Origin of the sequence: Cryobacterium sp. Sr8, assembly GCF_004403225.1 — a bacterium.
GTDB classification, from domain to species: Bacteria; Actinomycetota; Actinomycetes; order Actinomycetales; family Microbacteriaceae; genus Cryobacterium; species Cryobacterium psychrotolerans.
This window is the reverse complement of sequence record NZ_SOHO01000065.1, coordinates 1-20,053: the sequence shown is the minus strand read 5'-3', so window position 1 is coordinate 20,053 and position 20,053 is coordinate 1. Positions and strand designations below refer to the sequence as shown.

The 20,053-nt window shown below is 70.1% G+C and carries 15 protein-coding genes; 7 read left to right on the top strand and 8 right to left on the bottom strand.

The annotated features are described in order from the left end of the window. Window positions 1-6: 6 nt before the first annotated feature. Genes E3T54_RS13035 through mvaD form a run of 3 tightly spaced genes read right to left on the bottom strand, consistent with a single transcriptional unit; the run spans window position 7 to window position 4,318 of the window. Entirely contained in the window at window positions 7-2,307 is a 2,301-nt protein-coding gene (locus E3T54_RS13035) for a hydroxymethylglutaryl-CoA reductase, degradative (RefSeq protein ID WP_134476058.1), read from the bottom strand. Continuing rightward, the gene (locus E3T54_RS13030) at window positions 2,304-3,323 is read right to left on the bottom strand and encodes a mevalonate kinase (protein WP_134476057.1); all 1,020 of its coding nucleotides are present in this window, start codon (window positions 3,321-3,323) and stop codon (window positions 2,304-2,306) included. The genes E3T54_RS13035 and E3T54_RS13030 overlap by 4 nt, the downstream gene beginning before the upstream one ends. Before the next feature lie 2 nt (window positions 3,324-3,325). Next, window positions 3,326-4,318: a diphosphomevalonate decarboxylase gene (mvaD, locus tag E3T54_RS13025; RefSeq protein ID WP_134476056.1), complete on the bottom strand. Its 993-nt coding sequence runs from the start codon at window positions 4,316-4,318 to the stop codon at window positions 3,326-3,328. A gap of 155 nt (window positions 4,319-4,473) precedes the next feature. On the opposite strand from mvaD, the gene E3T54_RS13020 reads away from it, so the two are divergent. From E3T54_RS13020 to E3T54_RS13005, 4 genes are all read left to right on the top strand, one after another. Further along, on the top strand, window positions 4,474-5,991 hold the full coding sequence (locus tag E3T54_RS13020) for a hypothetical protein (RefSeq protein WP_198414497.1): 1,518 nt from the start codon (window positions 4,474-4,476) through the stop codon (window positions 5,989-5,991). Window positions 5,992-5,993: 2 nt separating this feature from the next. Continuing rightward, window positions 5,994-6,368, top strand: a complete 375-nt coding sequence (locus E3T54_RS13015) for a hypothetical protein (protein WP_134476054.1) — start codon at window positions 5,994-5,996, stop codon at window positions 6,366-6,368. Next, window positions 6,361-6,687 carry an ATP-dependent DNA ligase gene (locus tag E3T54_RS13010; RefSeq protein ID WP_134476053.1) on the top strand — a complete coding sequence of 109 codons (327 nt, stop codon included), beginning with the start codon at window positions 6,361-6,363 and terminating at the stop codon, window positions 6,685-6,687. The genes E3T54_RS13015 and E3T54_RS13010 overlap by 8 nt, the downstream gene beginning before the upstream one ends. A gap of 307 nt (window positions 6,688-6,994) precedes the next feature. After that, entirely contained in the window at window positions 6,995-7,720 is a 726-nt protein-coding gene (locus tag E3T54_RS13005) for a M23 family metallopeptidase (RefSeq protein WP_166804920.1), read from the top strand. A gap of 4 nt (window positions 7,721-7,724) precedes the next feature. Here E3T54_RS13005 and E3T54_RS13000 read toward each other — a convergent pair whose 3' ends face one another. Then, entirely contained in the window at window positions 7,725-10,295 is a 2,571-nt protein-coding gene (locus E3T54_RS13000; RefSeq protein ID WP_134476051.1) for an excinuclease ABC subunit UvrA, read from the bottom strand. A gap of 51 nt (window positions 10,296-10,346) precedes the next feature. After that, a complete protein-coding gene (locus tag E3T54_RS12995; protein ID WP_134476050.1) occupies window positions 10,347-11,630 on the bottom strand; it encodes an ATP-binding protein in 1,284 nt (427 codons plus the stop codon). 126 nt (window positions 11,631-11,756) lie between these two features. Between E3T54_RS12995 and E3T54_RS12990 the strand changes: the two genes are divergently transcribed. Then, window positions 11,757-12,170: a MerR family transcriptional regulator gene (locus E3T54_RS12990; RefSeq protein WP_241977221.1), complete on the top strand. Its 414-nt coding sequence runs from the start codon at window positions 11,757-11,759 to the stop codon at window positions 12,168-12,170. A gap of 132 nt (window positions 12,171-12,302) precedes the next feature. Beyond that, the gene (locus tag E3T54_RS12985; RefSeq protein ID WP_370255551.1) at window positions 12,303-14,003 is read left to right on the top strand and encodes a ribonuclease J; all 1,701 of its coding nucleotides are present in this window, start codon (window positions 12,303-12,305) and stop codon (window positions 14,001-14,003) included. Between the two features lie 153 nt (window positions 14,004-14,156). Here E3T54_RS12985 and E3T54_RS12980 read toward each other — a convergent pair whose 3' ends face one another. Continuing rightward, the gene (locus tag E3T54_RS12980) at window positions 14,157-15,809 is read right to left on the bottom strand and encodes a peptide chain release factor 3 (RefSeq protein ID WP_134476048.1); all 1,653 of its coding nucleotides are present in this window, start codon (window positions 15,807-15,809) and stop codon (window positions 14,157-14,159) included. A 40-nt stretch (window positions 15,810-15,849) separates the two neighbouring features. Then, window positions 15,850-16,344, bottom strand: a complete 495-nt coding sequence (locus E3T54_RS12975; protein WP_174844422.1) for a gluconokinase — start codon at window positions 16,342-16,344, stop codon at window positions 15,850-15,852. Window positions 16,345-16,783: 439 nt separating this feature from the next. Between E3T54_RS12975 and E3T54_RS12970 the strand changes: the two genes are divergently transcribed. Continuing rightward, entirely contained in the window at window positions 16,784-18,865 is a 2,082-nt protein-coding gene (locus tag E3T54_RS12970) for a hypothetical protein (RefSeq protein WP_134476047.1), read from the top strand. Window positions 18,866-19,071: 206 nt separating this feature from the next. On the opposite strand, the gene E3T54_RS12965 is transcribed toward E3T54_RS12970, so the two are convergent. Further along, window positions 19,072-19,719 carry a bifunctional 2-polyprenyl-6-hydroxyphenol methylase/3-demethylubiquinol 3-O-methyltransferase UbiG gene (locus E3T54_RS12965; protein ID WP_134476046.1) on the bottom strand — a complete coding sequence of 216 codons (648 nt, stop codon included), beginning with the start codon at window positions 19,717-19,719 and terminating at the stop codon, window positions 19,072-19,074. Between the last annotated feature and the right edge of the window lie 334 nt (window positions 19,720-20,053).

Here is a 20,053-nt window from a genome sequence, read left to right as displayed (position 1 = left end):
CCGGAGCTAGCGGATCTCGGTGAGATACGTCGTGTAGCCGGCCCCGCGCATGGCGGCGATGATCGGTTCCGTGCCGCCGGGTTCCGCGACGGCGATCATGGCGCCTCCGCCGCCCCCGCCGGTCAGCTTCGCCCCGAGCGCGCCCGCCCGCCGGGCGATCGCGACGAGTTCCTCGAGCTCCGGACTGGACACCTGCAGGGCATTGAGCAGGCCCTGGTTGATGTTCATCAGCTCGCCCAGGTCGGCGATGTCCCCGCGTCGGAGCGCGTCGACTCCGGCCAGGACGAGCCCGTCGATCTGGGCGAAGATCTGGTCGTAGCGCCGCGGGTTCCGCTGCCAGGCTCTCCGCACCAGACCCACGGTCTGCGACGTGATCGCACTCACACCGGAGAGGCCGATGATGATCGGAATCGGCTGCGGTGTGACGATGTCGCTGATCTCGGGGCGGCCGTCATCCGTCTTGCGGAACAGGATCGGCCTGCCGAAGGTGGCGACGGTGTTGTCGATGCCCGACGGCGTGCCGTGCACGATCTGCTCGCATTCGAAGGCGAGGCGCGACACCGCGGCGTCGCTGATCCGGATGTCGAACGACGCGGCGACCGCGCGGATCACGGCCACAGCGAAGGCGGCGGAGGCGCCCAGGCCGCTCGCCCGGGGCAGGTCCGAGAAGACGTCGACGCGCATCCCCGCCGCGGGTACGCCGAGGCGCTCGGTGATCAGCGCCGCGACCCGGTGTGAGATGTCCACCCGGATCGGTTCGCGAACGGACCCATCGACATCCCAGTCGGAGATGACCGGTTCGCTCGCCGACGATCCCCTGGTGGCCTCCGCCCGGACGGACAGCCCGATCGGCGCGGCAATCGCGTGGTGACCGTAGACGACCGAATGCTCGCCCAGCAGGATGATCTTGCCGTAGCCGAGGTGGGCGCCCGGGGCGGGCGCCGCGGCCACGGGGGGAATAACCGCCTGGGGGGTCGCGGCCTGGGGCGCACCCGCCGCGGGTGCCGCACCGCCCTCCACGGTCTCGCCCAGGGCCTCCATGATCTGGCGGGCCTTCCAGACCTTGATCTCCCCGTCGGCGATGAGTCTCTCGACGACCTCGTCGAACCGGGTTCCGCTCGCTCCGACGGCGGCCGCGACGGCACGAGCGTGCAGCCGCATGTGCCCCCGCTGGATGCCGGTGGTGGACAGTGCCTTGAGCGCGGCCAGGTTCTGGGCCAGGCCGACGGCAGCCATCACCTCGGCCAGTTCCCGGGCGGAGGAGACGTCGATGATCGTGCGGGCCAGCCGCACGGCCGGGTTCGATTCGACCTGCCCGCCGACCGTGCCGACCTTCAACGGGATGGTCAGCTCGCCGACCAGGTTGCCGTCTTCGTCCGTGCGCCAGTCGGTGAGCGGCGCGTAACGCATGCCGCGCGCGGCATACGCGTGGGCGGCGGCCTCGATTGCGCGCCAGTCGTTCCCGGTCGCGATCGCGACGGCGTCGATGCCGTTCATGATGCCCTTGTTGTGCGTGGTCGCCCGGTAGGGATCCATCGCGGCGAATTCGTTCGCCAGCACGATTCCGTCCCGCACCCGTTCGCCCGAGAACTCGCCGGTCTCCAGCAGCCCGGGGGCAATCACGGCGCGGGCACGCACCAGCGCCCGGTCGGTGAGGTTCGAGAGGATGCGAAGGAACACCCGCCCCTGGCTGATCTCCTCGATCAGCGGCGCGATGCGCTCGCACATCGAGTTGACGAGATTGGCGCCCATCGCGTCCCGGGTATCCACCACGAGGTGCACGACCAGCAGCTCGCCGTTGTGCGCCGTCGTCCCGCGGAGGAATACCTCGACGTCCCGGGCGCCTCCGCCGCGCGCCACCATGTTCGGATGCCCGCTGTTGGCCAGCCGCAGGATCTCCGGTGTGTGCGCGAGCACGGCCAGCCGCGCGCGTTCGGGCTCGGGGACATCCACCACCTGGACCTGGCCGATGAGCAGGGGCTCATCCGCGACGCTGGAGAAACCGCCGGCCTGCCGAACCAGCTTCGCCGTGGAGCTCACCGCCGCGATGATCGACGGTTCCTCGACCACCATCGGCACGAGGTAGTCGCGTTCGTTGACCTGGAAGTTGAGGCCGAGGCCCATCGGCAGGGAGAACACGCCGATGACGTTCTCGATCAGCCGGTCCGCGGCGCCCACAGCGAGGGCGGCGGTTCCGTCCTGCAGGGCCGCGTCGTCGGCGTCATCGAGTACCCCGCGTTCGTGCAGGAGCTTCAGCCGGTCCTCGACCGACAACTGGTAGAACCCGGGGATGCGGGACCGGCTCATGATCTGGAACCTCCGTGGACGCCGGCGGCGAAGAAGCCGAGCGGGACGACCGCGGCCCCGGCACCGGCGAGGGCTGCGGCCAGCCGTTCGGCGGGCTCCCCGCTGTGGCTGAAGGCGAGGCCGACGTCGCCGCCGCCGGCCCCCGAGGTCTTGAAGACACCGCCTACTCGCTGCGCCACCGCGTGCAGCTCGTGGTGGCGCTCTGTGACGATGCCCGCCCGGGCATGGGTGTCGAGAACGGTGAGCGCCGAGAAATAGTCGCCGGCCAGGCGCAGGAATGCGTCCGGATCGGCGAGCGACGCCTCGGCGCGCTCGGCCAGGCCTGCCAGGCGGGCGATATCCGCCCGGTACCGGGCGGGATCCTCTGCGGCATAGTCGGCCACGCGGCCCACCAGCCGGGTGGTCAGGGCGCCCTCGCCGGTAACCACGGCCAGGACGCTCAGCTCCTCCGGCCACCGGAGAGGCACGGGAACGGCGCCGCGGGAATACCGGATCAGCCCGCCGTACACGCTCGCCGCGACATCCCCGCCGCTGCCGACGCCGCCTTGCGCGCGCCGATGAGCCTGCTCGGCCAGGCGGAACAGCGCCTCCCGGTCGAGGTCGAGGTCCAGCGCGGTGGCCAGTGCGGCGGTCAGAGCGACGGCGACGGCGGCGCTCGACCCCAGCCCCAGCTTGTGGCCGCCCCGCGAGAGCGCGCCGCTGTCCATCGTGATCGCGAGCGGCCGGGCCGGGCGAGGAGCGCGAGCCAGGACGGCCTCACGCACCGCGTCGAACACCCGAAGCTTCGAGCGCCCGGCGGCATCGAGGCCCGACGGCAGGCCGCCGTCGCCGCCGAGGGCGAGGTTCACGATGCCCAGGTTCGGCGCGCTCACCTGCCAGGAGCCGGATTCCGAGTCGCTGATCGTCACCCGGGCGCGGCGGTCTACGGCCGCCAGGAGCGCCGGGGCCCCGTCAAGAACGGCGTACTCGCCGAGCAGGAAGAGCTTGCCGGGCGCGGACGTACTGATGGACACCATGCTCACTCCAGCCGGTGCGCGCCCGGGCCGAGTGCGCTCATCCGCACTTCGTGCACCCCGGGGACGAGTGCCAGCGCGCCCCGGACGGCCGCGGAGTCGGCCGGGAGGCAGAGCACCTTCACCTGCGGTCCGGCGTCGATGGTGAAGTAGGCCGGCACGCCGTCGGCGCGCAGCCCGCGCACGGCGTGCATGGCGGCGACGGTGGCGGCGTTCCAATAGATGAGGGCGGGCCGGGTGGACAGCATCAGCGCGTGCAACTTGAGGCAGTTGTACTCGGACAGCTCCCCGAGCCGGGCGAAGTCCCGGGCTGCGATGGCGGCCCGCATCTCGGCGAGATCGTCGGCGGCGGAGTCCTGCCAGGCCTGGTAGTACGGCGACGTGGCCGCGCTTTCGACCATTCCGATTGTGGAATTGATCGACTTCTCGCCGCGCTCGGTGATGGCCACGGCGACCGACAACGGCCAGTCGGCCGGCTCGAGCAGTTGTTCCGCGTATGAGTCCGACCCATCGGCGGCGACGCCGGCGTGCATCTCGGCGAATCCCCCGAAGATGGACCGGGCCGCCGACCCGGAGCCGTGGCGCGCCAGGATCGACAGTTCCCGGTCGGCCAGCGTGAGGCCGCTTGCGCCGGCCGCGGCCACCGCGAGGGCGGCGAAGCCGGATGCCGACGAGGCGAGTCCCGCTCCGGTCGGAAAGTTGTTCGTCGACGAGACGACGGCGTACCGGTCGGTGGCGGCCCGCCGGCGCACCAGGTCGAGCACGCGGCTGACCCGCGTGGCGTCGGTCCGGGATCCGTCCAGCCAGAACTCATCGCCGGAGAGATCGGGGCGAAACGTCACCCTCGTATCGGTGTACAGCGCAGCCAGGGTGACCGAGATCGAACCAACGGCGGGAGTGTTCAGCGCGGCGTCTCGCTTGCCCCAGTATTTGACCAGGGCAATATTGCTGTGTGCGCGGGCCACGGCGGTGGCGCCACCGCCGAGGGGTTGATCCACAGTGATGCTCCGATCGGATTCCCTTGATTTTAGCCGGTGGCTCGCCGCTGCCGGTGTCGCCGTCGAAATGGATTGTGGTCCACACTTCGCAAACCGATCGCTGAATAATGGAGGGGTGCGTTCGCGACCCGACGCGGACGCGAACCACCCGAAACGTGAAGTGGAAACAGTTGACGCCTGGAATTAGTGGAATCTCCCTGTACGTCCCGCCCTACCGGGTGCGGCTGGACGCCTGGTGCGAGTGGAACGACCAGCCCTGGAACAAGATCCGGACCGTGGTCGGTCGTAGTTTCCGGATGCGCGGCCCCGGGCAGAGCATCTACACGCTCGCGGCCAACGCGGTCTGGCGGCTGATCCTGGACTACGACATCGACCCGGCCGGCATCGGCCTTCTGGCCCTCGGTACCGAATCCAGCAGCGACAACTCCGCCGGGGCGGTCATCATCAAGGGCATGGTCAACGAGGCCCTCCGGGCCAACGGGATGCCGGAACTGGCGCGCGACTGCGAAGTGCCCGAATTCAAGCACGCCTGCCTCGGCGGCGTGTACGGGGTCAAGGCGGCCGTGCGCTACCTGGCCGCCGACGGCGCGGGTCGCCAGGCGATCGTCGTCTGCGCCGACATCGCCGAATACGCCCGCGGGGGCACCGGCGAGCCCACCCAGGGTGCCGGAGCCGTCGCCCTGCTCCTGGAAGGCGAGGCCCGCCTGCTGGAGGTGGACCTGGCCGGCGCGGGCAGCGACTCCGCCTACCGCGTGGCCGATTTCCGCAAACCGTTCGCGCGTTTTCGCGACCAGCCGCCCCGCGAGGACGGCCAGGTCCAGGACCTTCCGGTGTTCAACGGGCGCTACTCCACCAGCTGCTACATCGACGCCACCCATCACGCCGTGGCGGCCATGCTGCGCAAGCGCCCCGGTCGCAGCCTCGACTACTTCCGCGAGGTCGACGCGGTGTTCATGCACCGTCCGTACCACCAGATGCCCGCGACCGGGTGGGTGATGGCCTGGCTCTTCGCGCTCGCGGACGACGAGGAGTCGGGCCAGGGTGAGCTCCGCGCCCACTGTGCGGACGCCGGCATCGATGCGGACCTCCTGATCGCTGAGCTCCGGGATCCCGCACCGGTCCGCGGCGGCGCGTTGGACCCCGCCGACTTCACCGGCGACGCCTTCCCGCTGAGCCGGCGACTGCGGAAGCACCTGAGGACCACCGCGATCTGGGGAACCCTGGTGGACGACAAACTCGGCCTCGGCTCCGAAGCCATGCGTGACCTCGGCAACCTGTACACGGCGGCACTCCCGGCGTGGCTCGCCTCCGGTCTGCGGGAGGCGAGGGCCGACGGGCTCGAACTCGCCGGCCAGGAGTGGCTCGCCCTCGGGTATGGCAGCGGCGACGCGGCGGAGGCCCTGCCGATGCGGGTCGTTCCGGGCTGGCAGGCCGCAGCGGCCCGAATCAACTTCGAGAGCGCCCTGGCCGCCCCGGTCGACCTGACCGAGGCGCAATACATCGCCGTGCATGACGGACATCGCTCCGACCTCGTCACAGTGCTCTCCGGCGACGAGTTCGTGGTCGACAGGCTGGGAACATCGACCGGGCCGGACTTCCACGACGAGGGCATCGAGTACTACCGCTATGTCAAGCCCGGCCCCCCGGGCCTGATCTCGGCGGCTAGGGTCTAAGCATGAAACGCATAACGTACGCGGGCGGGTCGCTCATCACCGGCAGCGCGGTTGCCGAGGCGCTTCTCACGTTCGCGACCGGCGTCGCCGGCGACGCCGGCAGCGTGGCAGTGGAGATCCCCGTGCTCGAGTCGGACGGCACAACGACCACGCACACCCTTCTGCTCGGCCCGGGCACCCAACTCGACGTGTCGGACGCCGATCCCCTCTCGGCGGAGGATGAGGAAGCCCGGCTCTTCCCGGTGCCCGACCTGCCGCAGATCGGGATCGTGGCCGTGTCCAAACCGTCGCTCCAGGCCGAGAAGGACGCCGCAGCCTTCAACCGCGAGGTGGCCAACATCGAGAATGGCCTCAACGAGGAGGAAGCCCATGGGTAAGTTCATTTACGGAACGCCGTCGATCGCCGTCGACTTCGACGATCGCGTGCTGGCGCACCTCAAGGTCGTCATCGTGGCCAAGTTGCGCCGAGGCGAAAGCTTCACCTTCTCCTGGGACAACTCGGCCGCGTCGGGGAGCGGACACAGTTCCATCTGGCTGCACCCGGCCATCCCGCTGCAGTTCGAGTTCTTCGGCGGCAGGGAACCCAGCCTGAACCGAGCCTGGCTCGAGGAACTCGTGCAGCTCTCGAACACGCCGGCGGGGCTTCGAATCACTCCCGAACCCATCGAGCCGGAAGGTGCTTCGCGCAAGCCCTAGACAGGTCGCTCGCGGGAAAGTGAGCAGGAATCACCGTTCTCTCAGGGTCAGCGCGTAACCTCAATGAATATGCGCTTGGCGTCATGGAGACCTGCCGGTCGCATTGAAGGACATCTTCCCCGACAGTTCGCGCAGCTTTCCGGCCCCAGTCCCGGCTGAAACTGCCTTCTGTTCGGCGCGAGGGTCCTCAGCCACCTGACCTGACCGCGTTCGCGCGCGCCTGTCGCGACACGAGAGATGACGCCCATGCCTACAATTTTGCTGCTGAACCATGCCCCCACGCAGGGCGCCCCGATGCTGGGTGCCCATGAGTAGCGGGATTCCGGCGACACTACGCCAGAGCGCTGCCGGCACCGCCGCCATGGTTCTCACCGCGCTCCTCACCGTGAGCGTGTCCCTGCCGGCACACGCCGTGAATGCCGACTCGGTCGACACGCTCGGGTCTGCGTCCCCCGCGTCCCGCGTCGGAGCCCAGACCCTGCCGGTCAGCAACGCGTCGACCGTCACGATCGTGCGCGACGGGTACACCACCAAGGCCGCGCCGCCGAAGCCGAAGCCCAGGGCCGCGGTTGCCTCGGCCGCCGCGGGCGCCACCAGCGGGGCCGCTGTCCGCTGGCCGTTCCCGGGCCGGGTCCCGATCGCGGGAGGTTACGGCCCCCGCGAAGCCCCCTGCTCCGGCTGCTCCACGTTCCACAAGGGACTGGACATGAATCCCGGCGCGGGCACGCCGATCCACGCGGTCGCCGCCGGCACCGTGCGCTTCGCCATCGCCTATGACAATGGCGGCCTCGGCGTGCACGTCATCCTCGACCACAAGGTCGACGGCCGGCTCGTGAGCAGCCTGTACGGCCACATGCAGGAGGGCAGCCTCGCCGTCAGCCAGGGACAATCCGTCGCTGTCGGGCAGACGCTCGGCCAGGTCGGCACCACCGGCCAGAGCACGGGTCCGCACCTGCACTTCGAGATCCTCCTCGACGGCGCCACGCCCACTGACCCGTATTCCTGGCTGGTCCAGCGGGCCGGCCAGCCCTAGCGCCTCAGGCCGTCGATTCGCCCGGGGCCGAGGCGGCCATCCGCGCGGCGAGGTACGGCGCAGTCCTGCTGGTCGGATGCTCCGCGACGGTCGCGGGGGCGCCGGCGACGATGATGCGCCCGCCCGCGTCCCCGCCGGCCGGGCCGAGGTCGATGACCCAGTCCGCGGCCGCCACGACGTCCATCTCGTGTTCGACGACGACGACGGTGTTGCCCGCCTCGACCAGCCGGTCCAGCTGGGTCAGCAGCAGTTCGACATCCGCAGGATGCAGCCCGGTCGTCGGCTCGTCGAGCAGGTAGAGCGTGTGCCCGCGGGACGCCCGCTGCAGTTCGGTGGCGAGCTTGATCCGCTGCGCCTCGCCGCCGGAGAGCTCCGTGGCCGGCTGGCCCAGCCGCAGGTAGCCGAGCCCCACCTCCGCCAGGGTGGCCAGGCTTCGGGCGGCGGGGGCCACGTCGGCCAGAAACGCGGCCGCGGCGGTGACCGTGAGCCCCAGCACCTCTGCGACGGTCTTGCCCCGGTACGTGACCTCGAGCGTTTCGGCGTTGTAGCGCGAGCCGAGGCAGGCCGGGCAGGGCGCGTAGCTGCCCGGCAGGAACAGGAGCTCGACGGCGACGAAACCCTCACCCAGGCAGGTTTCGCAGCGACCGCCGGCGACGTTGAACGAGAACCGGCCGGCGCCGTAGCCGCGGGCGCGGGCGGTCTCGGTGGCCGCGAAGGCCGCGCGAACGGCGTCGAACAGGCCCGTGTAGGTGGCCAGGTTCGAGCGCGGCGTGCGACCGATGGGTTTCTGGTCCACCCGCACCAGCCGGTCGAACGCGCCGTGGCCGGTGACCTCGTCGATCCTCGGCCGGTCACCGCCGCCGGCATCGGCGTCCGCGTCGGAGCCCTGCTCCGCGGCATCCGTGTCGTCGGGCGCGGAGCGCAGTCGGCTGCCGACCGCGTCGGCGAGCACCTGGCTGACCAGCGTGGACTTGCCCGACCCCGAGACGCCGGTCACGGCGGTGAGCACCCCGATCGGGATGTCCGCGTCGAGGCCCTGGAGATTGTGCCGGGTGATCCCGCGCAGGCGCAGCCAATCCTGCGGCTCCCGGAGGGCGCGGGCCGGAGTCGACGGGTAGCCGCCGGGGAACAGGAACCGGCGGGTCACCGACGCGGTCACCTCGGCCAGGCCGGCCGCCGGGCCGCTGTAGAGCACGGCGCCGCCGCCCTCGCCCGCGTGGGGCCCGACGTCGACGACCCAGTCGGCCCGCCGGACGACATCCATATTGTGCTCGACGACGAAGACGGAGTTGCCGGCGCTCCTCAGCTGTTCGAGAACGAGCAACAGGGGCTCGGCGTCGGCGGGGTGCAGGCCGGCCGAGGGCTCATCCAGCACATAGATGACGCCGAAGAGTCCGGAGCGCAGCTGGGTGGCGATGCGCAGGCGCTGCATTTCGCCCGGCGACAGGGTGGGGGTGGCCCGGCCGAGGCTGAGGTAGCCCAGCCCCAGCTCGACCAGCACCTCGACCCGGCGAAGCAGATCCCGGGTGAGCGTCACGGCGACCTCGGTCAGCTCGCCGGATGACGCCGAACTGCTCGCAGCGGAGGCCTCTTTCAGCTCGGCGGTGGGGCGGATGACGTCGGCCAGCGCCGTGAGCGGCAGTGCGTTCACCTCCGCGATGGTGCGCCCGGCGAAGGTGACCGCGAGGGCCTCGGGCTTCAGGCCGCTGCCTCCGCAGAGGGGGCAGGGTCCGGTTTCGACGAAACGGAGCACGCGCTGCCGCATCGTCTGGCTCTTCGAATCGGCCAGCGTGTGCAGGACGTAGCTCTTCGCGCTCCAGAACCTGCCCTGGTACGGCTTGGCCACCCGGTCCCGCTGCGGGGTGATCTGCACGACGGGCTGCTCGTCGGTGAAGAGGATCCAGTCCCGCGCCTGGCGGGGCAGGTCGCGCCAGGCCGTGTCCACGTCGTAGCCGAGGGCGATCAGGATGTCCCGCAGGTTCTTGCCCTGCCAGGCGCCCGGCCAGGCCGCGATGGCTCCGTCGCGAACGCTCAGGCTCGGGTCGGGCACGAGCGAGGACTCGCTGACGGTGTGCATGGTGCCGAGGCCGTGGCAATCCGGGCAGGCGCCCATCGCGGTGTTGGGCGAGAAGGAGTCGGATTCCAGCCGCCCGACGGCATCCGGGGGATATGTGCCGGCGCGGGAATAGAGCATTCGCAGGGAGTTGGAGAGGGTGGTGAGCGTGCCGACGGTGGAGCGCGAACTCGGTGTGCCCCGACGCTGCTGGAGGGCGACCGCGGGCGGAAGGCCGGTGATCTCGTCGACCTGGGGGGTATGGCCCTGCTGGATGAGCCGGCGGGCGTAGGGAGCCACGGACTCGAAGAAACGCCGCTGGGCCTCGGCGAAGATGGTCCCGAACGCCAGGGAGGACTTGCCGGAGCCGGAGACTCCCGTGAAAGCGACGATCGCGTCGCGGGGCACGTCGAGGTCGACGCCCCGCAGGTTGTTCTCACGGGCGCCGCGCACCCGCACGAATCCTCCGCCGCGAATCGGTTCGTCCTGGGCCAGGCCGGCATCGGGCAATGGTGAGCGCATCCGGCCGACTCTAGCCGAGCTGCCTGCGCGCTGCCAGGGCCCTGCGCCGGCTCAGAGTCGGGCGAGCCGCTCGATGTCCTCGAGGAACTCCGCGGCGACCTGCGACGAGACCGTCGTGCGGGTGGCATCGATGGCAGAGAGGTAGTGCCCGGTGCCGGGGCCCTCCGGCGGGGACTCCTCGCCGCCGAAGAGCGCCTGTTCCAGGGCCTCCTGGGAGGCCCTCCGGGCGGCGTATTCAATGTCGGCCGGTGAGAATCCGGCGCTGGCGGCCACGAGCGCGCCCAGGTCGACGGTGTCCGCCACGGTCGGCGGGACGTACCGCTCCCAGATGGCCTGGCGGGCGGCCTCGTCCGGCAGGCCGATCGGGATCACATAGTCGAACCGCCCGTGCCGCAGGAACGCCGAGTCGAGGGCCCGGACGAAGTTCGTGGCGCAGACCAGGAGCCGGCCGGACTGCTCCCGGAAGGCGGGGATGATCTTGAGCAGCTCGTTGGTGACGCCCTGAAGCGCCGAGGGCGGCTCGCCCCCGCGCTGGGCCGCGATCTCTTCGACCTCGTCGATGAAGACGACCACGTGTTCGAGCTCGGAGATCTTGCGGAACGTCTCCCGGAGCGCCCCGGCCAGGCCCAGTGGATCGGCGGCGAGCCGGGAGGGGAAGACCTCGACGAACGGCCACTCCAGGCGCGAGGCGATCGCCTTGGCGAACGTCGTCTTGCCGGTGCCGGGAGGGCCGAAGAGCACCACGGCCTTCGGGGGGACGACGCCGTACTGCTCGGCCATGTCCGGCTTGGCCAGCGGCATCACCAGGCGCCGCTCGAGCAGTTCCTTCTCCCTGGCCATCCCGCCGACGGCGGCCCAGAGGTCCCGCGGCAGCACGCGCCCGCCCAGTTCGCTGAGCGACTTCAGCTCCTCCCGCTGCACCGGGATGTGCCGCTCGAAGTAGCGCAGATTCTTCTTGACCTCAAAACCGCGGTTGAGGAACGCGTCGACCCGGGTCGGCGTTTCCGGCATCAGCGCGGACAGTTTCGTCAGGCCGGCCGGGGCCATCCGTCGTTCGAGGGCCGCCAGGAGGGCCGTGCCGATGCCCTGGCTTTGCCACGACTCGGTGGTGGCCAGGAAGACGATCCAGCCCTGGGCGTGCGCCGCGCGCCCCACGGCCGCACCGATGACCTCGTCGCCGTGCACCGCGACGACGGCGTGGTCCTTCTGGCAGGACGCCAGCACCTCGGAGAGCCCGTAGACCGGCTCCGCCCTGGAGGCCTTGATTTCCTCCCACAGGCCCAGGATGCCGTCGAGGTCGTCCGCGTGGAAGTCCCGGATCCGCCAACTCGTCATGAGTGCTCCCTTGCCTAGGGGAACAAATCTAGGGCACCGGGGCCGAAGGCCGGAGGTGGTTGACGCGCCGAACACTACCCTAACGTTAGGGTAGTGTGTTATTCAGCGATGAAGAGGGGGTGCGGAATGACGGGAAACACGGCGCCGGACGCGCCCACGGGCACGGTGACCATGACGATGCACATCGGCGAACTCGCCGAGAAGACCGGACTGTCGCTGCGCACCATCCGTCACTATGACGAGATCGGTCTCCTCAAGGCTTCCGGTCGCACCCACGGCGGGTTCCGCCTGTACTCCCAGGACGACCTCTCCCGGCTGAACCTCATCCGACGGATGAAGCCGCTCGGCTTCACCCTCGACGAGATGATCGAGCTGCTGCGGGTGATCGGCACCCTGCAAAACGGCGCCGCCGGCACTGACAATGCCGATGTCCGCCTGGAACTGGAAGAATTCATCGGGCAGGCCGTCTCGCGGCGGGAGAAGCTCCAGGAGCAGCTCCACATGGCCGACGAGTTCCTCGAACTTTTGCGTCACCAATAACACTCCACCCCGGCCCGACCGGCGAACGCCGACCGGGCCGCCCCAGACATGCACGACGGATCGCCCGCTCCCGTGGGCACCGACTATCGAGACCCGCTCGACGCGCGGTCTCACATTTGAGAAATGAGATCCATGAGTAACCACGAACTCGACCTGTCCACCCCGCCGCCCCTGCCGAAGCGCGGCCTCCGCGTCATCGCGCTCGGAGGACTGGGCGAAATCGGTCGCAACATGACCGTGTTCGAGCACAAGGGCAAGCTCCTCATCGTCGACTGCGGCGTGCTCTTCCCCGAAGAGAACCAGCCCGGCATCAACGTGATCCTGCCTGACTTCTCGGCCATCAGGGACCGCCTCCAGGACATCGAAGCGATCGTGCTCACGCACGGGCACGAAGACCACATCGGCGGCGTGCCGTACCTGCTGCGCGAGCGGTCGGACATCCCCGTCATCGGATCCGAGCTCACCCTCGCCTTCCTCAGCGCCAAGCTGCAGGAGCACCGCATCACGCCGCGCCTGGTGCAGGTCGAGGAAGGCCAGCGCCGCAGCGCCGGACCGTTCGACCTCGAGTTCCTGGCCGTGAACCACTCCATCCCCGACGGACTCGCGATCGCGATCCGCACCGAGGCCGGCCTCGTGCTGCACACCGGCGACTTCAAGATGGACCAGTTCCCGCTCGACAAACGCCTGACCGACCTCCCCGGCTTCGCCCGACTCGGTGAAGAGGGCGTCGACCTGTTCCTGACCGACTCGACCAACGCCGAGGTTCCCGGCTTCACGGTGACCGAGGAAGAGATCCGGCCCGCCATCGACGCGGTGTTCCGCACCGCGCCGCGCCGCATCATCGTCTCGAGCTTCGCCAGCCACGTGCACCGCATCCAGCAGGTCATCGACGCCGCGGTCCGCAGCAACCGCAAGGTCGCGTTCGTCGGCCGCTCGATGGTGCGCAACATGGGCATCGCCGGCGACCTGGGCTTCCTCACCATCCCCAAGGGCCTCATCGTGGACATGAAGGCGCTCGAACGGATGAAGGACGACAAGGTCGTGCTCATCTGCACCGGCTCGCAGGGCGAGCCCATGGCCGCGCTGTCCCGCATGGCCAACCGCGAGCACGTGATCAAGATCGGCGAGGGCGACACGGTGCTGCTGGCCAGTTCGCTGATCCCCGGCAACGAGAACGCGATCTACCGCGTGATCAACGGACTGACCCGCTGGGGCGCCAACGTGGTGCACAAGGGCAACGCCCGGGTGCACGTGTCCGGCCACGCCAGCGCCGGCGAACTCGTCTACTGCTACAACCTCGTGAAGCCGACGAACGTCATGCCGGTGCACGGTGAATGGCGCCACCTCAAGGCCAACGCGGACCTCGCCATCCGCACCGGCGTCGACGCCGACCGTGTGCTGATCGTGGAAGACGGCGTTGTCGTGGACCTGATCGACGGCAAGGCCCGGATCACCGGCCGCGTGCCGGTCGAGCTCGTCTTCGTCGACGGCATGACCGTCGGCGGCGAGGACGCGCAGAAGGCCTCGCAGGAGGCCATGGCGCACCGGGTGAAGCTCGCCGAAGAGGGCGCGATCACCATCCTCGGCATCCTCAACACGAAGACCGGGCTGCTGGCCGAGCCGGTGGAGTTCATCTCCCGCGGTTTCGTGCACGACGCCGAGTGGGTTCGCGGCGCGACCAAGGCGATCGACGACGCGATGCGGGCCGCCAACAAGATCAAGATCGTCGATGGCCCGGCACTCGAGCACATCTTCAGCGACAGCGTGACCCGGTGGATGCAGCGCAAGTACCGCCGCCACCCCGTCATCACCTCGATCGTCGTCGACGCCTAACCCCCGCGGCGAAACAAACGGCGAGGCCCCCACGGGGGCCTCGCCGTTTGTCGCTTAACCCATCCGCCGAACTGTGAGTTTGGCACCTTCGTTGGGCCCGGGAAGGTGCCAAACTCACGGTTCGGCGAAGAGGATGGCGGGGTTGAGCGGAGGTTAGGGAGTCGGGGCGCCGGCGGCGAGGTCTTCCAGGAGGATCTCCGGGTGGTCCCGCTCGGTGTTGCGCAGGCGCCAGGGCGTGCTGAAGAGGGCGAGCAGGGTGCCGTCGGTGCGCATCAGCACCTCGACCTGCCGGTCGTGGCCGAGGATGAGGGCGCTTTCCTTGTCGGTGCGGCGGGCCAGCTGGTAAGGCAGGGCCTCCATCCGGATGGCCGCGCCGAAGTCGTGGGTCATCCGCTCTTCGACGACCTCGAACTGCATCGGGCCGACCGCGCCGAGCACGGGAGCCTGGTCGCCGCGGAGCTCCGAGCGCATGACCTGGATGACGCCCTCGTGGTCCAGCTGGTCGATACCGCGGCGGAACTGCTTGTGCTTGCTCGTGTCCGCGGGGCGCACGACCCGGAAATGCTCGGGGGCGAAGATCGGCAGCGGCGGGAAGGTGACGGCATCGCCCTCGAAGATGGTGTCGCCGACGCGGAGCGCGGAGGCGTTGACCAGTCCGACGATGTCGCCGGGCCAGGCCTCGTCGGCCACCTCGCGTTCCTTGCCGAACAGGTGCTGCGCGTATTTCGTCGCGAACGGCCGGCCGGAGGCGGCGTGGGTGACGATCATGCCACGGCGGAACTGTCCGGAGCAGACCCGAACGAACGCGACGTAATCGCGGTGCGACGAGTTCATGCCGGACTGCACCTTGAAGACGAAGCCGGAGAACTCCGAGCTCACCGCCCGGTGGCCGCCGCCGGCATCCTCCCTGGCCTCGGCGGCCGGGGCTAAGTCGACGAGCGTGTCGAGGATGTGCTGCACGCCGAAGTTGAGCACGGCCGCGGAGAAGAGCACCGGGGTCGTTTCTCCGGCCAGGAACCGGGCCTGGTCGTGGTTCTGGTCTTCCTCGGCCAGCAGCTCGGATTCCTCGGCGGCGGCGACCCAGGCATCGCCCTCTTCGGTGGCCGCGACGGCGGCGCTGATCCGCTCGGAGTCCGCCGTGGTCGCGCCGCCCGCGGTGCGGGTGAAGCGGATGAACTCGTCGGTGGAGCGTTCGATCACGCCTCGGAAGTCGCCGGCGATGCCGACGGGCCAGGTCAGCGGGGTGGGCACCAGGCCGGTGCGGGTGCGGATCTCGTCCATCAGGTCGAGCGCGGCGGATCCGGGCCGGTCCCACTTGTTGATCACCGTGATCACCGGGATGCCGCGCTGCTTGCAGACGGCGAAGAGTTTCATGGTCTGCACCTCGAGGCCCTTGCTCGCGTCCACGAGCATGACCGCGGCGTCGACGGCCGAGAGCACGCGGAAGGTGTCCTCGGAGAAGTCGGCGTGGCCGGGGGTGTCGACCAGGTTGATCACGCTGTTGCGGTACTCGAACTGGATGGCCGCGGAGGTGATCGAGATGCCTCTGGCCTGTTCCATGGCCATCCAGTCCGACACGGTTCCGCGTCGGCCGGCCTTGCCGTGGGTCGCGCCTGCGCTGGTGATCGCGCGGGCGTGCAGCAACAGCGCCTCGGTGAGCGTTGACTTGCCGGCGTCGGGGTGGGAGATCACGGCGAAGGCGCGCCGGCGGGTGGCTTCCGCCTGCACCTGGGGGTTCTGTGCCTCCGGGTTGTGCGCCGGGGAGCTCTGCACCTGTGGCTTGGAGACGTCAGTGAGCTGAGTCATGGATTCTCCTTCCGCGGGATTCCAGACTTACCACTCTACCCTAACGTGAGGGTAGGTTCTGATGCCCGGCCGGCCCTCGGCCCCGGCCCCCCGGCCCCGCCCGGGCTCGGCCGAGTGAACTCAGCGAGGGGGCTCCGCGCCACCCTGCCCCGCACTCCCTCGCCTCGCCGACGACCTGCCGGGTTCCGCCGCGCCGAAGCTCGACGAGCCGGCGCGCGGGGTGAGCCGAGCCGCCGAACGACTTCGGCGGCCTCCTCGGCCGGGGTGAGCCGAGCCGCCGAACGACTTCGGCGGCCTCCTCGGCCGGGGCGCGGCCGGCGTCGATCGTGATCGCCCGTTCGTCGTCCCCCGGCACCTCGAGGGTCGCCACCTGCGAATCGAGCAGCGATGGCGGCATGTAGTGGTCCAGCCTGGCGGCGAGCCGCCGGCCGAGGAGTTCCCTCGACCCGTCCAGGTGAACGAAGATCACGTTCTTCTCGCGCAGCACGTCGCGGTAGCGGCGCTTGAGCGCCGAGCAGGTGATGATGCCCGGCACGCCGGCCATGGTGTGCTCGATGATCCACGACGAGATGGTCTCGAGCCAGGGCGCGCGGTCCTCGTCGGTGAGAGGATGCCGCGTACCGCTGGGCCTACGCGACGATCGAGGCCACCCTGAGCGAGTTCGGCCAGCAGTCGGCCGGCCTGGCCGCGACCCTCTAGGGTTCGCGCCGTTTCCGGGTTGAGTCGCGGAGAAAGTACCTTCGTCGGGCCGCGGAAGGTACTTTCTCCGCAAGTCAACGAATGGCCGGGCGCGGTTCCGGCGGCCTCAGCCTCCTGCCGGGGCCTCCCGCGCGGCCCGATCCGACGCGCCGGGATTCCTTGACATCGGTTCTCTTAACCGGTTTAGTTAAGGAGGCTTAACCGGTTCAGGGACGCGGGCCCGAGTGATTTGCCCGCGCGGAGGCCGGCAATGATGCCCGAACCAGGAGAGACAAATGACGTACAAAGATGTTCGCTCACGATCACTGACGAGGCCGGTGGCGCTCGTCGCCGCGGTGTCGATGCTGCTGCTGGGAGCTGGAACGGCCACCGCCGCGCTCGCCGCACCGGTGGCATCCGTTGTTCCCGGCGCCGCCCAGTCGGCGCCGGCGCTGACCAACCTGAACCACCTGAACTTCCTGCTCGACACCGTTCCGCTGGCCGAGGCCCCGGGCCACACGACGTATCAGCTCGACACCAGGCCGACGGCGCAGGCCCCGTGGACGTATGCCGACAAGAAGCCCGACGGCAGCTACGGCCGCGTCGGCGGTGGATCGCTCGACCCCGCGACCGGCTACTGGAGCCAGGGCGCATACAACGCGGACGACATCGCCCGCACGGCCGTGGTCTACCTGCGCCACTGGCAGCAGACCGGCGACGCCGGCAGTCGCGAGCACGCCTTCGAGACCCTGCGCTCGCTGACGTACCTGCAGACCGCGTCCGGCCCCAACGCCGGCAACGTGATCCTCTGGCAGCAGTCCGACGGCACGCTGACCCCCAGCGCCACGCCGAAAGAGCTGCCGGATCCGAGCGACTCCGCGGAGTCGTACTGGGTGGCCCGCACCGTCTGGGCACTCGGCGAGGGCTACGCGGCCTTCAAGGATGCCGATCCGGACTTCGCCGCCTTCCTCCAGGATCGCCTCCACCTGTCCCTCGACGCGCTGAACCGGCAGTCGCTCGGCAAGTACGGCACATTCGACATCGCCGACGGCGTGCACGTTCCTGCCTGGCTCATCGCCGGCGGGGCCGACGCCTCCGCCGAGGCCGTGCTCGGGCTCTCCGCATACACGAGAGTCGCGCCCGGCGACGACCTCGCCGCCACCGCGCTCACCCGGCTGACCGAGGGGGTTGCCGGGATGTCTTCCGGTTCCGTGAACCAGTGGCTGTACGGGGCAATGCTGCCGTGGAACAAGTCGCAGACGCTCTGGCACGCCTGGGGCGGGATGGCCCCGGCCGCCGTCGCCACGGCCGCCGACGTGCTCGGCCGCAGCGACCTGTTGACCGCGGCCATCAAGGATGCCGCCCAGTTCACGCCGCAACTGCTCGCCGCCGGCGGACCGGACAACGCCTGGACGCCCACGCCGGGCGAGGCGCAGATCGCCTATGGCGTCGACTCGAGGCTGCAGGGGCTGGTGGCGACCGCGAAGGCCGCGAAGGCCCCCGGGCTGCTCGACGTGGCAGCGATCACGGCCGGCTGGTACTTCGGTGCGAACCGCAGCGGTGCCCCGGCCTACGACCCGACCACCGGAACCACGGTCGACGGGATCGAATACGACGGCCGGGTGAACCACAACTCGGGTGCCGAATCGACCATCCACGCGCTGCTCTCCATGCTCGTGCTGGACGCGAACCCGGCGCTGAAGACGAAGGCGCTGGGCATCGACGAGACCGTCGCCACGAAGGGACTGAGCGTGGTCGAGGCCGAATCCGGAGCCGTCAGCGGCGCCGGATCCGTTGTGACGCCCCCGTCCGCCTGGACGGGCGAGGCCAACTGGTCGAAGGGCGCGTACGTGGCGCTCGGCGCCGGCGGCTCCGTGAGCATCCCCGTTCCCGCCGCCGACCAGGCTCGCAACGTCTACCCGATCGTGAACCAGGCCGTGGCACCCGCCGGGGCCACGCGCTGGGCCGCCGGCACGACCGCCCTGGGCAGCACGCCCAACGGCGGCGCGGGTGACCAGGGCATCACGGACGCCCCGGGCAAGCTGTTCCCGTTCGCACTGGGCCGCACCCTGCCGGCCGGCGCCACCAGCGTCGTCGGCACGAGCAACGGCGACGCATCGCTCGACGCGCTGTTGATCCAGCCGCTGGTCTCGACCGTGTCCGTTTCCGGGCCGGCCGGGGACTCGACCCTCTACGTCAGCGCGGCCACCGTGTCGAGCCTGCGCACGGTCGTGGTGCCGAAAGGCTACAAGCTCGTTCAGCGGGTCTACGACTCCAGCGGCCGACTCGTCCCGACCCGGGGCGACACGATCACCAGCACCGGACGAGTTACGATCGCCGCCGGCGGCTTCACCGTGGCGACGCTCGTGCGTAAGTAGGCGGTCCGGCAGGTCCTGCAGGTCCGGCAGATCCTGAGGCCGTCGCCCCGCCCGGGGCGGCGGCCTCTCTGCGCTGGCCTCTCTGCGCTGGCCTCTCTGCGCTGGCCTCTCTGCGCTGGCCCCTCGCGGCGCTGAGTTGCGGACAAAGTACCTTCCCGGGCGCGCGGAAGGTACTTTGTCCGCATCTCAATCGGCGGGCTGGCGCTTCAGGACTGGATCCGGGGCCGGGCAGAGGCGACGAGGATGGTGTCGAGGGCGACGCGGGGGGCGGCGTGCGCTTCATCGGGCCCCTCGGGATCCGTGGCGAGGTCGCGGGGGACCGTCTCGCAGCGCAGCACGTCCAGGTCGCCGGCCGACGAGCTCAGGATTTCGGGGGTGTACAGGATGTCCGGGTTGCCCGGCCCGGGTGCTCCCGTCCCCAGGTTCAACCGGTCGTGCCCGACGACGAGCAGGTGCCCGCCGGGAGCGACCCAGGCCGCTGCCCGGGCGAGGACGCGCCGGATGTCCGCCTCCGGCAAGTGCAGGTACATCACCGTGACGAGGTCGAAGCGTTCCTCGGGGGCCCAGCTGACGGCATCCGCGACCAGCCAGGTCACCTCGGCTCCCGCGTCGTCGGCGTGCTTCCGGGCGAGGCCGATTGCCTCGGCCGAGAAGTCGACGCCGGTCACGCTCCAGCCCTGCGTCGCCAGCCAGATCGCGGTGCGGCCGTCACCCGTCGCCAGGTCGAGCGCCCGGCCCGGCGCCCAGCCGGACACCGTGTCGAGGAGGATCCCGGGCGGCAGCGCCGACCAGAGCCGGGTCTCAGCGCCCCTGCCCGCCTCGCGGTAGCGCGCGTCCCACGCGCTCGCGCCCATTACGGTCGCGCGAACTGCGCTCGGGCCCGTCGCGCTCGATTCAGCTGTGCTCGCGCCGGCTGCGCTCGAATCAACTGTGCTCGCGTCCATTGCATTCGCGCGAACCGCGCTCGGATCCCGGGTGTCCGCGGCCATGGCGTGTCCTTCCGCTCGTCTCATCCCAGTATCCCCGCCCGCCCCGCGCCCCCGCGCGGTTGAGATGCGGAAAAAGTACCCTCATTGTCAAAACGCCCTCTGCGTCAGGCTGATTGTGAGTCAGTTCACGATCAGAAGGAGGCAGGGGAATGTCGATAAGCCCAGGATTCACCACGGCGGAGATCCGCGAGTTCGTTCA

Bases quoted from the DNA above. Each gene is read 5' to 3' on its own strand.
- E3T54_RS12985 (WP_370255551.1), top strand. From the start codon at position 12,303: ATGAGTAACCACGAACTCGACCTGTCCACCCCGCCGCCCCTGCCGAAG.
- E3T54_RS12990 (WP_241977221.1), top strand. From the start codon at position 11,757: ATGACGGGAAACACGGCGCCGGACGCGCCCACGGGCACGGTGACCATG.
- E3T54_RS12980 (WP_134476048.1), bottom strand. From the start codon at position 15,809: ATGACTCAGCTCACTGACGTCTCCAAGCCACAGGTGCAGAGCTCCCCG.
- E3T54_RS13005 (WP_166804920.1), top strand. From the start codon at position 6,995: ATGAGTAGCGGGATTCCGGCGACACTACGCCAGAGCGCTGCCGGCACC.
- E3T54_RS13010 (WP_134476053.1), top strand. From the start codon at position 6,361: ATGGGTAAGTTCATTTACGGAACGCCGTCGATCGCCGTCGACTTCGAC.
- E3T54_RS13015 (WP_134476054.1), top strand. From the start codon at position 5,994: ATGAAACGCATAACGTACGCGGGCGGGTCGCTCATCACCGGCAGCGCG.
- E3T54_RS12970 (WP_134476047.1), top strand. From the start codon at position 16,784: ATGACGTACAAAGATGTTCGCTCACGATCACTGACGAGGCCGGTGGCG.
- E3T54_RS13000 (WP_134476051.1), bottom strand. From the start codon at position 10,295: ATGCGCTCACCATTGCCCGATGCCGGCCTGGCCCAGGACGAACCGATT.
- E3T54_RS12965 (WP_134476046.1), bottom strand. From the start codon at position 19,719: ATGGGCGCGAGCGCGTGGGACGCGCGCTACCGCGAGGCGGGCAGGGGC.
- E3T54_RS13035 (WP_134476058.1), bottom strand. From the start codon at position 2,307: ATGAGCCGGTCCCGCATCCCCGGGTTCTACCAGTTGTCGGTCGAGGAC.
- E3T54_RS12995 (WP_134476050.1), bottom strand. From the start codon at position 11,630: ATGACGAGTTGGCGGATCCGGGACTTCCACGCGGACGACCTCGACGGC.
- E3T54_RS13030 (WP_134476057.1), bottom strand. From the start codon at position 3,323: ATGGTGTCCATCAGTACGTCCGCGCCCGGCAAGCTCTTCCTGCTCGGC.